Genomic DNA, 14,598 nt, shown 5'->3' on the forward strand with positions numbered 1-14,598 from the left:
ATTTTAATTTAAGCTGTCTAAGTACCCTTGCAGGATCATAACAGCCGCCATTTTATCAATGACTTTTTTACGCTTTTGTCTGCTCACATCTGCAGAGATGAGCATTTTTTCCGCTGCCATTGTCGACAGACGCTCGTCCCAAAGCACAACAGGAACATTGTACGTGTTTTCTAACACTTTCGCAAATGATTGGCTGGCTTCGCCTCTAGGACCGACCGTACCGTTCATATTTTTTGGAAAACCAAGTACAATTTTATCCGTTCCATATTGCGAGACGATCTCAGACAGGCGGCTGAGACCGAAGTCTCCGCCTGCTTCATCAATTTTAATTGTTTCAATCCCCTGCGCCGTCCAGCCCATTTCATCACTGATTGCAACACCAAGGGTTTTCGTGCCTAAATCTAAGCCTAAAATTCTCATGTTTTACGCCTCTTTATGTGTCTCTAAGTACGATTTAACCAATTCCTCAATTAATTCGTCTCGTTCTAGTTTACGAATTAGGTTGCGAGCATCCTGATGTCTTGGAATATAAGCAGGGTCGCCTGACAGCAAGTATCCGACAATTTGATTGATCGGGTTGTATCCTTTTTCTTGGAGTGCGTCATATACTGTAATGAGCACTTCATTCACATTGGTTTCAGCTGAATCATCAGAGAAGTTAAACTTCATTGTCTTATCAAATGAACTCACTGCTTCTTGCACCTCTCTTCCAACATTCTACTAGCAAGCTTTTTTTCTAAACGCTCATCTAATACCATTATTCTACACTACATCGCCTGATTATAAAACGGATTTGACAGATTCTTCGACAGATGTCAGTGCTTCTTCTAGCTTTTCTGGTTGTTTTCCGCCTGCTTGTGCCATGTCTGGGCGTCCGCCCCCGCCTCCGCCGCAGATTTCAGCTGCTTGTTTCACAAGTTTCCCTGCATGCAGACCTTTTTCGATGACATCTTTTGTCACTCCTGCTGAAATGTTTACTTTTCCGTTTTGAACGGCTCCGAGCACAATGACAGCTGAGCCTAATTTAGCTTTTAAATCATCAACCATTGTTCTTAAATGGTTCATGTCTTTCGCGTTTACTTTTTCAGTTAACACTTTCACTCCGCCGATTTCTGTCACTTTCTCTAAAATAGAGCCTGCTTCAGCCTGGCTTAATTTTGCAAGAAGAGATTCGTTTTCTCTTTGAACTTCTTTTAAATCTGCCTGCAATGAAGCGATACGTTTTGGTACATCCTTCGTATTTGACTTCAGCTCACTCGCTGCCTGCTCTAAAATCCCCAGCTGGTCATTTAATTCTTCGTATGCCCCTTTTCCAGTCACTGCTTCAATCCGGCGTGTTCCAGCACCAATACCCGATTCAGATGCAATTTTAAACAACCCGATTTCTGCAGTATTTTGCACGTGACAACCGCCGCATAGTTCGATGCTGTAATCGCCTACTTGGACAACTCGGACAATATCGCCATACTTCTCGCCAAAGAGCGCCATCGCACCCATTTCTTTTGCTTCAGCAATCGGCTTCAGGTCAATAGCAACAGAGATGCCTTCCCAGATCTTTTCGTTCACGATTTTTTCAATCTGAGACAACTCTTCTTTTGTAACTTGTCCAAAATGAGAGAAGTCAAAGCGAAGTCTATTTTCATTCACCAGTGATCCTGCTTGGTTCACATGGCTGCCCAAAACGTCTTTTAACGCCTGATGCAATAGATGTGTCGCTGTGTGGTTTTTCACAATGCCTTTTCGAAGAGCTGATTCCACTTCCGCAGTAACTACAAGTCCTTTTTTGGCTGTACCGCTTACGACTACTCCTTCATGAACATGCTGACCGTTTGGTGCCTTTTTCACATCTTTGATGTCAATGATCACTTCAGCGCTTTTCAATGTCCCTTTATCAGCCACTTGTCCGCCGCTTTCTGCATAAAAAGGTGTTTCATCTAATAAAATTTGTACTGTATCGCCTTCATGTGCTTCTGAGACAATTTCACCATTTTGAAGCAATTCAATCATATGAGCAACTGCCGTTAGATTTTCGTAGCCGACAAATGTGCTTTCTACTTTAATATCTCCTAAAGCACCGCCTTGAACCTGCATACTGCCGACATCTTGTCGCGCATTTCTTGCACGTTCACGCTGCTTTTCCATCTCAGCCTGGAAGCCTTCTCGATCCACTGTCATGTGCTCATCTTCTGCATATTCTTCTGTGAGCTCGACAGGGAATCCATACGTGTCATACAGCTTAAATACATCTTCACCTGAAATCTGTGAGCTGCCTTTGTCTCTTTCTTTTTTGATGACTTCTGACAAAATCGCTAAACCTTCGTTCAATGTTTCATGGAAGCGTTCTTCTTCATTCTTGATGACTTTTGCAATAAATTCTTCTTTCGCTTGTACATCTGGGTAGAAATCCTTCATGATTTCCGCCACAACTGGAACTAGATCAAACATAAACGGGCGATGGATGTGAATGGTTTTTGCATAACGCACAGCACGGCGAAGCAAACGTCTTAACACATACCCGCGGCCTTCATTGGAAGGAAGCGCTCCATCACTTACAGCAAAGGCAACCGTCCGGATGTGGTCAGCAATGACTTTGAATGCTGTATCCTTTTCCTTTGTTTCGCCATAGCTTTCTCCAGAAATGGTTTCAACTGCACGAATAATTGGCATGAATAGATCAGTATCAAAGTTCGTAGGCACGTTTTGAATGACAGATACCATTCGTTCAAGACCCATCCCTGTATCAATATTTTTCTTCGGCAGCGGCGTGTATGACCCATCTGGATTATGGTTAAATTCAGAGAACACTAGGTTCCACACTTCTAGATAACGCTCATTTTCTCCGCCAGGATATAATTCTGGATCGTTCATATCGTGACCGTATGATTCACCGCGGTCATAGAAAATTTCTGTATTCGGTCCACTTGGGCCCTCTCCAATATCCCAGAAGTTCCCTTCAAGGCGAATAATACGTTCCTCAGGTACACCGATTTTATCTCTCCATAGAACATACGCTTCTTCGTCCTCTGGATGAACAGTGACAGATAACAAATTCGGGTCAAAGCCAATCCATTCGTCACTTGTGAGGAATTCCCACGCCCATTCAATCGCTTCTTCTTTAAAATAATCACCAATAGAGAAGTTTCCAAGCATTTCAAAGAACGTATGATGACGTGCTGTTTTCCCTACGTTTTCAATATCATTTGTACGAATTGATTTTTGCGCGTTGCAAATACGCGGATTGTCAGGTACGACGCGGCCATCAAAGTATTTCTTTAATGTTGCCACCCCGCTGTTGATCCACAAAAGTGTCGGATCATCATGCGGTACGAGTGAGGCACTCGGTTCTACAGCATGTCCTTTTTCTTTAAAAAAGTCTAAAAACATTTGGCGTACTTGAGCTGAAGTTAAAGTTTTCATTCAAAAATTCCTCCCTTTTCATTCATCAATCTCCACACAAACGAAAAAACACCCCGCCCTATGCAAGCACAAAACGACTTACACAGGGACGAGATGTTCTCGCGGTACCACCCTGATTATAGACAAATTCGTCTATCACCTTCACATCCGATAACGCCGGAAGAGAGCGGCAGTGTTTATCTGCACTCGGGACTAGCTTCCGTTAAAGGTCTGATGAGGCTTTTCTCAGCAAAATAAAGCCTCTCTCTGAAACAGCTTTTTAACGTACTCGGGTCCGTCATTGAATTCAGTATGTAGTATGAATCGAAATTATTATAGACAACTCGGCTCCTCTTGTCAATGAACGCTTCGCCTCATCAGGATATATTGCACAATGATCACCCTGATGATAGCGGCAGTTGGTACGGCTAAAATCATGCCTATTAAACCAAATAACTCTCCACCAGCAAGCAAGACAAGCATAATGACGACAGGATGCATATGAAGACTTCTCCCTACGATAATCGGGCTAAGGACGTTGCTTTCTAAAAATTGCAGTACGGCGACTGTAATCAGCACAATAATAACTGATTTCACCGAGATGGTAAACGCAATAAAGACAGCGGGAATCGCGCCAATAATCGGTCCAAAATACGGAATGACATTCGTTGCGCCAATCAGCATACCAAGGACAAGCGGGTACGGAATATGAAACAGCCAGAGCACAATGGTGGCTGCCCCCCCAATGAATGAACAGACAAGCAGCTGCCCTCTAATATAATTACCAAGTGATTCATCAACTGCCTTTACAAACGCATGCCCCCTCTTCCGAAATGAGGGCGGCGTCAAATACCATGCGGCCCGCTTCATTGTATTCATATCCTTCACCATATAAAAAACAAGAAAAGGGATGAGCGCTGCAACTAGTGCATAATCAAGTAAGACTTTACAGCTAAGAATCATCCGCTCCGCGCCGTTAGCTGCATATGTCTCCGATTGAACAATTAAGCGATCCAAGCGGTCGTGAAGTCCGTCAGGCCAATGGCTTGTATGATGATGAATATGTGATAAGGCGCCATTATACGTTTCCGCAAGCACAGGAATTTGTTCTGACAGCTCATTTAGCTGCTTGATCATGACAGGCGCCCCTTTATAAACCGCAAGCCCAATCCCGCCAAAAAACAGGACATAAATCAATAAGAGACTCACAGTCCTTGGTAAGCCCCCTGCATGCAATCTTTCCACTATCGGATAAAGCAGATAAGAAATAAAAATAGCAATGAGTAGCGGAATGAGAACCGCCTTTAACAACAAAAAAATAGGCATCCATAACTCGTCGAGCTGCAATAAAATGAGCAAAGATGCAAGGACAAGCAGGACCCCTGCGGCATATATCAGAAATTGGATCGGACGTTTCTTCACCTTTTTCACCTCTTTTCTTATTGTTTAACCATCTTCTGCAATTATCCATGTAAATAAAATTTGTCCTAACTTTGTTAAAAATGAATACATATGAAACATACAGCACCATCCAAAGTTACTAAAATGTCTCCACTGACTACCACCATGTACAAGAGGAGGTTCTTCATGATCACATTCGAAAAAGTCAATAAACATTATGGCCAGTTCCATGTACTGAAAGACATTAACCTACATATTCAAAAAGGTGAGGTCGTCGTGATCATCGGTCCTTCAGGATCAGGTAAAAGCACAATGCTCAGATGCATCAATCGTCTTGAAAGCATTGATGAGGGTAAGGTTCTTGTCAACGAAGTGCCTGTTCAGCATCCGAAAACCAATATCAATCTTGTCAGGCAAAATATCGGGATGGTATTTCAGCACTTTCACCTCTATCCGCATAAGACGGTGCTTGAAAACATTATGCTTGCGCCAATGAAGGTGAAAAAGGTGAGCAAAGAAGAAGCGAGGGAAACAGCCGAATTTTATTTACATAAAGTCGGTATTCCTGATAAAGCTAACGCCTACCCTTCAAGACTATCAGGCGGACAGCAGCAGCGTGTTGCCATTGCTAGAGGGCTTGCGATGAAACCAGAGGTCATGCTGTTCGACGAACCGACATCAGCTCTTGACCCAGAGATGATTGGAGAGGTACTAGATGTGATGAAACAGCTCGCCCGAGAAGGAATGACCATGGTTGTCGTCACACATGAGATGGGATTTGCCAGAGAAGTGGCCGATCGTATTGTCTTTATTGATGAAGGCAGAGTTCTTGAAGAATCAACACCGGCTGCATTTTATGAGAAACCGCGTGAGAAACGCGCACAGCTCTTTTTAAGCCGTATTTTAAATCACTAGGGGGAATGATTTGATGAAAAAAATGAAACGCTTTGGCCTACTACTCTTTATGACTTGCTGTATTGCCGCATTAACAGCTTGCGGATTTGCTGAAAAAGGCTCGACTGATGCAAAACAAGGAAGTTCTTTAGAAACCATCCAGAAAGACAAAAAAATGATTTTCGGGGTCAAGAATGATACACGTCTCTTCGGTCTAAAAAATCCAAGCAGCGGAGATATTGAAGGGTTTGATATCGATATTGCAAAAGCCATCGCAAAGGAAATACTCGGTGATGAAGGAAAAGCAGAATTCAAAGAAGTGACATCCAAAACGAGAATTCCTTTACTGCAAAAAGGAGATATTCATGCAATCGTCGCAACCATGACAATTACTGAAGAGCGTAAAAAAGAAGTCAATTTCTCAGATGTTTACTTTGAAGCAGGACAATCACTGCTTGTGAAAAAAGGAAGCGACATTCAATCAATTGATGATTTGAAGAAAGGAACGAAAGTGCTTGCAGTGAAAGGATCTACTTCTTCTCAAAATATCCGCGAAAAAGCACCTGAAGCGTCTGTATTAGAATTTGAGAACTATCAGGAAGCTTTTACAGCTTTAAAATCAAATCAAGGGCAAGTGCTGACAACTGATAATGCGATCTTATTTGGTATGGCAGATGAGGATTCAAATTACGAAGTCGTCGGCGGCACCTTTACAGATGAGCCTTATGGCATTGCTGTCAAGAAAGGTGATAAGGAATTAACAACGGCCATTAATAAAGCCCTAAAGACATTAAAAGACAATGGGAAGTATGACAAGATTCATCAAAAATGGATCAAAAAATAATCGTTTGACTTGTTTAGGGGTGAGCCGCTCATTGGCTCCCCTATTGATCAGGAAGGAAGTGAACTGATTGCTGCGGTTTTCCATTCTCACTGAAAACTTCAATCTTTATGTAGAAGGGTTTAAATATACAATTGGTGCAAGTGTCATTGCTTTGATTGGAAGCTTTTTAATCGGTACACTCATTGCCAATATGAGAATTGCGCCACTCAGGCCACTCAACTGGTTAGGGACGGCTTACGTGGAATTCATTCGGAATATTCCGTTATTATTGATTACATTTGTCTTCTTCTTTGGATTACCGGTGCTTGGTATTGTAGCAGATGGCTTCACCGCCGGCACAATTGCCCTTGCCATTTATACCTCAGCCTTTATTGCTGAAGCCGTTCGCGCAGGGATACAAGCTGTACCGCTTGGACAAATGGAAGCCGCCCGTGCTTCAGGTCTATCCTATGGCGGGACGATGCGGTATATCATTCTGCCGCAAGCGATTAAAATTGTCATTCCCCCTCTTGGGAATCAATTTATTAACCTTGTTAAAAACTCATCTATTTTAGGTGTCATCGCAGGGTTTGATCTCATGTATCAAGGAGACCTTATCGCTTCTAGAACATTTGTGACATTTGATGTCTACATTTTTGTTGCCATGTTCTATCTGATATTAACAATTCCGCTCAGTTTAGGCGTTGGTTATTTAGAAAAAAGATTAGCAAGAAGCCACTAGAAAGGAGGACATATCATGGATTTTCTAGGTGCCTACCAGCCTGATCATCTCGCCTTTTTACTTGAAGGATTTGCTGTCACCTTAAAAGTGGCTTTTATCTCCATCATTTTGAGCTTTCTCATTGGATTAGTCATTGGCACATTGCGGTTCGCTCAAATTCCAGTTTTATCAAAGATACTTGCAGTCATCGTCGAAACCATTCGAAACTTGCCGCTCTTATTGATCATTTTTTTCACATATTTTGCATTGCCCGAAATCGGCATTAAGCTAAGCATTACAGCCTCGGCTATAGCAGCTTTAACCGTATTTGAATCAGCAATGCTGTCAGAAATTATTCGAAGCGGTTTAAAATCAATTGATAAGGGGCAAATCGAAGCAGCTAGGTCCTCTGGCTTAACCTATATCCAAACGTTAAAAATGATTATTATGCCGCAGGCTTTACGCCGAATGGTGCCGCCAATTGTCAGTCAATTCATCTCTCTTTTAAAAGATACGTCACTAGCTGTTGTCATTGCACTTCCAGAACTATTGCATCACGCTCAAATATTAAACGGTCAGAGCCAATCTTACTTACTGCCTATTTTCCTATTAGCGGCGATGATGTATTTTGTCGTCAATTTCAGCTTATCATTACTCGCACGCCGATTAGAATATAGGCAGGCATAAAAAAGGACATCCGCTCTTAGCGGATGCCTCAGTGTGTAGACAAACCCTCGCATTTCGTGTCAGGTCTGCGCTCCGGTGCTCACGAATGTCAAATTCGCTCCGCGCCAGTGCTCGCCCTTCCTAGACTTCAAAGGTTTTCTATCACGCTGAAAAGAAGACAAAGGGCTAAAATAAAGATCATTTTAGCCCTTTGTCAACAATCTGGGACATCCGCTCTTAGCGGATGCCTTTTTTTACATCATTCTCATCACACGTTTTCTTAGCTTTTTCATATCCCGCTTTGATGGCATATCATATCGGCTTGCAAAGTGATATGCGAGTGCACCTGCACCAAGCGTTAATAGTGAAGAAGTCATTTTGCCCATTCGAAATTCCCCCTTAACACTTATAGTTGAATTGAACGTTCATCATCACTAAACAGATCATCTAAGCTGCTTAGTGTTCCGTCTTCTTCCACTTGGTGTGTAGATATTTTACCTTTTGACAGTGTCAATTCAATAAAACAGCCCCAGCAATAATATTGATTGACCCCAATTTTTCCGATGTCTTTACATTTGCAATTTGGGCAAATGAGCATAATCAGCACCTCTTTACGTTCGGTTTAGAACAAGTGCTTCCTTTTGAACGTTGATCAAGGTTCCGGCAGCCTGAAGCTGTTTTCGAATCCCTGATAGCTCTGTAAAGAAGCCGTCCGAGAGTTCATATGCTACGATTGTGCCCGAATTTGTGCAAAAGTATACATCTTCCAAAATGCCTAAATTTTCACCGTCAGGCGACTGCATCATTTTCTTTTTTAATTTCGAAAATAAGAGGGATGGGGCGGAGGAATCCATGCCTACTCCCTCTTGGCAGCTCACAAGTAAGCCTTTGTCTGTCAGCTGATCCCCAGTCGAGAATGGAATGAAGGCACAGTCTTTCTTTTTCCCATCTAATACATATCCTCCGCAGCTGCCTCCGGCTAATAAGCAAATATCTTTTATGGAACCAAGTGAATGAGACGTTTCACCAGTATAGATTGACATTCCTTCAAGCTCTCGACATGTTCTCAAAATGTGCTCAACCACCTTTTGCGGAACAGTCTTATCGTGTGCGTTTGCTTCAAGACTCATACGAAGAAATGGCTTCCATGAACGAACTATGCAAATTTCTTTTCAAGCTAAAAAAGACTTCCATCTGGAAGCCTTTTATTCATGCATAAAATCAAATGGAGTGATTCCCTCCATACCGATATTTGCATCATGCACGCTAAACGGCAGTTCTTTTTGAAGTGCTGCAAGCTCCGCATCCATAATCTCTTCGGTTTGCACGAGCCGCATCGTTAAGGACGTTTGTCTGAGGGAATCCTCATTGTTTTTCACGCCCCACTCGAGTGCTGATTCCTCGCCGCACAGGATTAAAAACTTTTTACTTCGTGTAATGGCTGTGTACAGCAAATTTCGCCGAAGCATTCTGTAGTAACTTCTCACGACTGGCAGTACAACGATGGGGAATTCACTGCCTTGTGATTTGTGGATAGAGCAACAATAGGCATGTGTAAATTGATGAAAATCCTTTTTAGTAAAAGTGATTTCATTCCCATCAAAGGAGATCACAGCCATATCTTCTTTTTCTGTGTTTTCTTTCGCATAAAAAATTGAGACAATTTCGCCAATATCACCGTTAAAAATATTGTTCTCTGGCTGATTCACAAGCTGAAGCACTTTATCACCAGTCCGGTACACCACATCACCAAAAGGAATTTCTCGGCCTTTTGGTTTTTTAGGATTCAAAATGTGCTGCAGCATTTTATTGAGCTCATTAATGCCTGCTTTTCCTTTGTACATGGGCGCAAGCACTTGAATATCTTTAGCTGAATAGCCTTTTTGAGCAGCATTGCTGACGACTTTCTCAATCACTTCTTTCATTTGATCTGCTGAGCATTTGATGAAAGATCGATCCTTTGAACGTGCGGTAATATCCTTTGGCAGGACACCATTTTTCATATCATGTGCAAGTTCAACAATGCTGGAGCCGTCTGCCTGCCGGTAAATATCGGTTAGGGTAACCGCTGGCACGGCTTGTGATGCAAGCAAGTCTCTTAACACTTGGCCTGGTCCGACAGACGGAAGTTGATGTTCATCCCCCACCATGATCACTTGTATATGGTCAGGAATGGCTTTAAACAAATGATTCGCAAGCCAAATATCTAGCATACTTGATTCATCAATGATGACAAGCTTTCCTTCTATCGGCTGTTCATCATCATGAGAAAATCCCTCTGATCCGTTCCAACCAAGCAGCCGATGAATCGTCACAGCTGGAAGCCCTGTTGATTCTGTCATCCGTTTAGCTGCTCGTCCAGTTGGTGCCGCAAGCACAAATGGGAAGGATTCATCCTTTTTATAATCACTTGGGTCAAGTGATACACCATGAAGATCGCTGTAAAGCTCAACAATCCCTTTAATGACTGTTGTCTTCCCAGTCCCAGGTCCGCCTGTTAAAAGCAGCATTGGGGACATGAGTGCCTTTTGAATCGCTTCCTTTTGTGTCGGCGCATATTGGACGCCCAGCCGTTCCTCTAGCTCACCAAGGGCTAGAAGGAATTCTGATTCAGGAAATTGATCTGCATATTCCGTTTGGGAGACGATTTTTTGTATACGTTTCGCGACACTTTGCTCGGCATAAAATAAGGACGGATGATAGCAGCGCTCATCTTCAATGATCATCTCTTTCCCTTCGCCAAGTGCAATGATCTGATCGGCGACGTCCATTTCCGTCACTTTGTACTCATTGCCTGTTTGATTGAGCAGTTTTCGGGTTTCGACGATCAAATCCTTTGTTTGTATGTACGTATGACCGTCCTGAAGACTGGCTGTCTCCACTGTATAAAGCAAGGCGGCACGGATTCGCTCTGGGTCACTTCCTGAGATGCCGGTTCTAGCGCCAAGTTCATCTGCCTTAATAAATCCGATCCCTTCAACATCCTTGACGAGCTGATACGGGTTTTCTTCAATCTTCTGCAGCGTCTCACTTTCGTACACTTGATAAATCTTCATGCTGAGCTGCGGACCAAAGCCGTATTGATTCAAGCTGATCATAATTTGTTCCAATCCTTGATGCTCTTGGAGCGCTGCAGCCAGCTTATCAGCCTTCTTTTTTGATAAGCGCGGAACGTCATACAAAACCGCTGGGTCACGCATAATTTTATGAAGCGTCTCACTGCCAAGCTTTCCTACAATTTCTTCCGCTGTCTTTTTGCCTATCCCCTCAAATAAATCACTTGAAAGATAATGGATTATTCCTTGTTTTGTTGTCGGTACTTCCTTTTGAAAATGAGTCGCCTGAAACTGTTCACCAAACTTCGGATGGCTTGTAACTTTGCCATAGAAGGTGTAAGTTTCCTCCTCATGAAGTGCTGGGAAGTAGCCTGTGACAGATGCTGTTTTTTCCTCTAAGTTTTCCGATGTTTCAATGACTTTCACCTTTAACACCGAATATAAATTACTTTCATTATGGAAAATAACGGCTTGAACTGTCCCCTTTAAAAATGGTTCGTCCTCAAGCTTCATTTGATCTGGATGTTCCTGCACAGGTCTTCCCTCCTTCCGTCTATTCTGCCTCTTGAATCAGCTTTTGCGCATGTAGTGCCAGCATATGATCAGGCTGCACGTCAATGGCTTTTCCAAGCATCTCAAGCGCTTCGTCTTTTTTCTCTAAATATGCATACGCAACTCCTAAATTATAAAAGGCATCTGCATGCTGCGGATCACGCGTGACCACCTCAGTAAAGGTTGTCACCGCTTCTTCCAGCAATTGTTCATTGGCTAAGCACATGCCAAATTGGAATCTTGCTTCGTTATCATCTTCATTCAGTTCGATGGCACGCTGAAGATAAGGCATCGCAAGCTTCGGCTGCTCTAATTTAATGAGCGTCTGCCCCAGCATATAAAACAAATCACTATTTTCCATGCCCGCTTTTAGTGCTTGTTCAAAATAGTCTTTTGCTTTCATAAAGTCTTCTTTTAATGTGTATACATTTCCTGCTCCGTAATAGGCTGCAGCTGCGGCGTGATCAAGTTCAATGGCTTTTTGAAAGAAGTTTAACGCGCGTTCAAATTCATTGATGCTTGAAAGTAAGTTCGCAAAGTTAATATATGGAACCGGGTCTTTCGGGCTTTCTTCAATGGCTTTCGTAAAAGCTTCCGCCGCTTTTTCGATGTTCCCCTGATTTAAGGCTTCTATGCCAATTTCGTTATGATTCATTCGCTCTCTCATCCTTTCATTAAAAAACCTCAACAGCGACGTTGAGGTTTTGAAAACAAGTTACACGTACGACAGCTTTTGGCCGTCTTTAAAGACATCGTCAATAGTTCCGCCACCTAGACATTCGTCGCCATCATAAAAGACAACCGCCTGTCCTGGTGTCACAGCACGAACAGGTTCATCAAAGATGACCATCGCTTCTTGCTCACCTGTCATTTTGACCTTCACATGGTGATCTTCTTGACGGTATCTGAATTTAGCTGTGCATGTTAATTCACCGTTTTCACCGACAATATGAGGACGAGTCCAGCTGATATTGACGGCTGAAATGCTTTCAGAATATAAAAGTGGATTGTGAAAACCTTGTTCGACAAACAAAATATTTTGTTCCAAGTCTTTTCCAACGACAAACCAAGGATCACCGCTGCCGCCAATGCCAAGACCTTGGCGCTGACCGATCGTGTAATACATCAGTCCATCGTGCTCCCCTTTGACTTCTCCGTCCATCGTCTGCATCACGCCAGGCTGTGCAGGTAAATATTGACTGAGGAACGTTTTAAAGTTTCTTTCCCCAATAAAGCAAATACCCGTTGAATCTTTTTTCGTTGCGGTTGCGAGCTCTGCTTCTTTTGCCAATTCACGAACCCTTTTCTTCTCTAAATCACCGATTGGGAACATGACTTTATCAAGCTGTTCCTGAGTCAGCTGATTTAAGAAATACGTTTGGTCTTTGTTCGCATCAAGACCTCTAAGCATTTTAACTTCATCGCCAGTTCTGTCGACGCGCGCATAGTGACCTGTTGCTAAATAATCCGCACCGAGCGACAATGCATGCTCAAGAAACGCTTTAAACTTAATTTCTTTGTTACACATGACATCTGGGTTTGGCGTTCTGCCTGCTTTATATTCATCAAGGAAATATTGAAACACTTTGTCCCAATATTGCTTTTCGAAATTCACTGCATAATAAGGGATTCCAATTTGGTTACAGACGCGGATGACATCCTCATAATCCTCCGTTGCTGTACACACACCATTTTCATCTGTGTCATCCCAGTTTTTCATAAATATGCCGATCACATCATAGCCTTGCTCTTTTAGCATAAGAGCGGCAACTGATGAGTCGACTCCACCGGACATACCGACCACAACTCTTGTGTCTTCTGGTCTTTTTGTCATCTTCATCAACTCCATTTTCAATGAAACAGCATGTGCGTTTCGTTCTTCAGGTGCTTGGCTGTTTCATTTTTCACACACGAACAAAAGAGGAACGTTTATTTGGCTAAGCGTTTGACAACAGCTGCTATCTTACGTGCTGCCTGCTTCACGTGATCCTCTTCATTCCCAAGACCGAAGCTTATTCTGACTGAGGATGTCAGCTTGTCTGCTTCTTCGCCATACATGGCGCTTAACACGTGCGAAGGAAGGACGGATCCAGCCGTACATGCAGATCCACTTGAAACAGCAATTCCTTCCATATCTAAATTCACAAGTAACGATTCGATGGAAACACCCGGGAAATGAACATTTAAAATATGAGGCAATGTCTCTTTCGGATGCCCATTGATAGAGAAAATAAGTGATTCCTCATCGAATACTTGCAGCATGATTTCTTTGAGCTTACCATAATGCATGGCTTTTTCTCTTCTATTTTGCTTCGTTAATTGAACAGCTTCTGCAAGTCCCACGATCCCTGCCACATTTTCTGTACCAGCACGGCGTTTTCTTTCTTGTTCTCCACCGAACAATTGCGGAGAAAGTTTTACGCCTTCGTTTACATATAAAAAGCCAGTTCCCATTGGACCATTTAGCTTATGACCAGAAGCAGATAAAAGATCAATATGAAGGTCTGCTACATCGATTGGCATTGTTCCAAACGCCTGCACGGCGTCTGTATGAAAATGCGCAGTGTGATGGTGCATGAGTTCGCCAATGTCTTTGATTGGTTGAATTACACCTGTTTCATTGTTGCCGTACATGATGGTCACAAGAATTGTATCATCTCTTAGTGCCTGTTTTAGTTGTTCTAGATGAATCAATCCTGTTTCATCCACATCTAAATATGTCACATCAAATCCTAGCTTCTCTAGGCGTTCACATGTGTGCAGCACTGCATGATGCTCTGTTTTTGCTGTGATAATATGTTTTCCTTCATGCTGCCTTGCCATGGCCACACCTGTAATCGCCAGGTTGTCCGCCTCTGTTCCTCCACTTGTGAGGATGACCTCCTGCGGTTTACAGTGTAATTCTCCTGCAATCACTTCTCTTGCTTCATCAAGCCACTTTCTTGCCTCGCGCCCATATGAATGAATGCTAGAAGGATTGCCAAATATCTCTGTAAAGTAAGGGATCATCTTGTCCACGATACGCTGATCCATCGGCGTTGTTGCCGCATGATCTAAATAGATTCGTTCCATTTCAGGTACACCTCTGA

At 42.8% G+C, this 14,598-nt stretch carries 15 protein-coding genes and 1 other annotated feature; of the genes, 4 read left to right on the forward strand and 11 right to left on the reverse strand.

The features are described from left to right. Positions 1-3: 3 nt before the first annotated feature. The 4 genes from ruvX to NKR21_RS13275 all read right to left on the reverse strand — a co-directional run bounded on the left by ruvX (position 4) and on the right by NKR21_RS13275 (position 4,818). Complete coding sequence (gene ruvX, locus NKR21_RS13260) at positions 4-420, reverse strand: Holliday junction resolvase RuvX (protein WP_003216519.1); 417 nt, start codon at positions 418-420, stop codon at positions 4-6. Positions 421-423: 3 nt separating this feature from the next. After that, positions 424-690, reverse strand: a complete 267-nt coding sequence (locus NKR21_RS13265; RefSeq protein ID WP_024718370.1) for an IreB family regulatory phosphoprotein — start codon at positions 688-690, stop codon at positions 424-426. Between the two features lie 90 nt (positions 691-780). Further along, positions 781-3,417 (reverse strand): alanine--tRNA ligase, encoded by a 2,637-nt coding sequence (gene alaS / locus NKR21_RS13270; RefSeq protein ID WP_012010716.1) that lies wholly within the window; start codon positions 3,415-3,417, stop codon positions 781-783. An 81-nt stretch (positions 3,418-3,498) separates the two neighbouring features. After that, positions 3,499-3,707, reverse strand: a binding site (T-box leader). Positions 3,708-3,753: 46 nt separating this feature from the next. Continuing rightward, positions 3,754-4,818, reverse strand: coding sequence for an AI-2E family transporter (locus NKR21_RS13275; protein WP_012010717.1), 1,065 nt, complete (start codon positions 4,816-4,818; stop codon positions 3,754-3,756). Positions 4,819-4,983: 165 nt separating this feature from the next. Between NKR21_RS13275 and NKR21_RS13280 the strand changes: the two genes are divergently transcribed. From NKR21_RS13280 to NKR21_RS13295, 4 genes are all read left to right on the forward strand, one after another. Further along, positions 4,984-5,712 carry an amino acid ABC transporter ATP-binding protein gene (locus tag NKR21_RS13280; RefSeq protein WP_012010718.1) on the forward strand — a complete coding sequence of 243 codons (729 nt, stop codon included), beginning with the start codon at positions 4,984-4,986 and terminating at the stop codon, positions 5,710-5,712. A 13-nt stretch (positions 5,713-5,725) separates the two neighbouring features. Further along, the gene (locus tag NKR21_RS13285) at positions 5,726-6,535 is read left to right on the forward strand and encodes a transporter substrate-binding domain-containing protein (RefSeq protein ID WP_144455781.1); all 810 of its coding nucleotides are present in this window, start codon (positions 5,726-5,728) and stop codon (positions 6,533-6,535) included. Between the two features lie 67 nt (positions 6,536-6,602). After that, positions 6,603-7,256: an amino acid ABC transporter permease gene (locus NKR21_RS13290; RefSeq protein ID WP_144455779.1), complete on the forward strand. Its 654-nt coding sequence runs from the start codon at positions 6,603-6,605 to the stop codon at positions 7,254-7,256. 15 nt (positions 7,257-7,271) lie between these two features. Further along, positions 7,272-7,922: an amino acid ABC transporter permease gene (locus NKR21_RS13295; RefSeq protein ID WP_144455777.1), complete on the forward strand. Its 651-nt coding sequence runs from the start codon at positions 7,272-7,274 to the stop codon at positions 7,920-7,922. A 233-nt stretch (positions 7,923-8,155) separates the two neighbouring features. Here NKR21_RS13295 and NKR21_RS13300 read toward each other — a convergent pair whose 3' ends face one another. The 7 genes from NKR21_RS13300 to NKR21_RS13330 form a co-directional block, all read right to left on the reverse strand. Then, positions 8,156-8,287, reverse strand: a complete 132-nt coding sequence (locus tag NKR21_RS13300; RefSeq protein WP_003216198.1) for a YrzQ family protein — start codon at positions 8,285-8,287, stop codon at positions 8,156-8,158. Positions 8,288-8,307: 20 nt separating this feature from the next. Next, positions 8,308-8,499: a hypothetical protein gene (locus tag NKR21_RS13305; protein WP_003216308.1), complete on the reverse strand. Its 192-nt coding sequence runs from the start codon at positions 8,497-8,499 to the stop codon at positions 8,308-8,310. 13 nt (positions 8,500-8,512) lie between these two features. Beyond that, positions 8,513-9,031: a PRC-barrel domain-containing protein gene (locus NKR21_RS13310; protein WP_144455775.1), complete on the reverse strand. Its 519-nt coding sequence runs from the start codon at positions 9,029-9,031 to the stop codon at positions 8,513-8,515. Between the two features lie 75 nt (positions 9,032-9,106). Beyond that, positions 9,107-11,491 (reverse strand): SF1B family DNA helicase RecD2, encoded by a 2,385-nt coding sequence (gene recD2, locus NKR21_RS13315; protein WP_012010723.1) that lies wholly within the window; start codon positions 11,489-11,491, stop codon positions 9,107-9,109. 19 nt (positions 11,492-11,510) lie between these two features. Further along, the gene (locus NKR21_RS13320) at positions 11,511-12,164 is read right to left on the reverse strand and encodes a tetratricopeptide repeat protein (RefSeq protein WP_088003250.1); all 654 of its coding nucleotides are present in this window, start codon (positions 12,162-12,164) and stop codon (positions 11,511-11,513) included. Between the two features lie 60 nt (positions 12,165-12,224). Continuing rightward, positions 12,225-13,343 (reverse strand): tRNA 2-thiouridine(34) synthase MnmA, encoded by a 1,119-nt coding sequence (gene mnmA / locus NKR21_RS13325; RefSeq protein WP_003216305.1) that lies wholly within the window; start codon positions 13,341-13,343, stop codon positions 12,225-12,227. Between the two features lie 95 nt (positions 13,344-13,438). After that, complete coding sequence (locus tag NKR21_RS13330) at positions 13,439-14,581, reverse strand: cysteine desulfurase family protein (RefSeq protein WP_012010725.1); 1,143 nt, start codon at positions 14,579-14,581, stop codon at positions 13,439-13,441. Positions 14,582-14,598: the final 17 nt, after the last annotated feature.

This window comes from Bacillus sp. 1735sda2 (assembly GCF_024159245.1).
Taxonomy (GTDB): domain Bacteria; phylum Bacillota; class Bacilli; order Bacillales; family Bacillaceae; genus Bacillus; species Bacillus pumilus_O.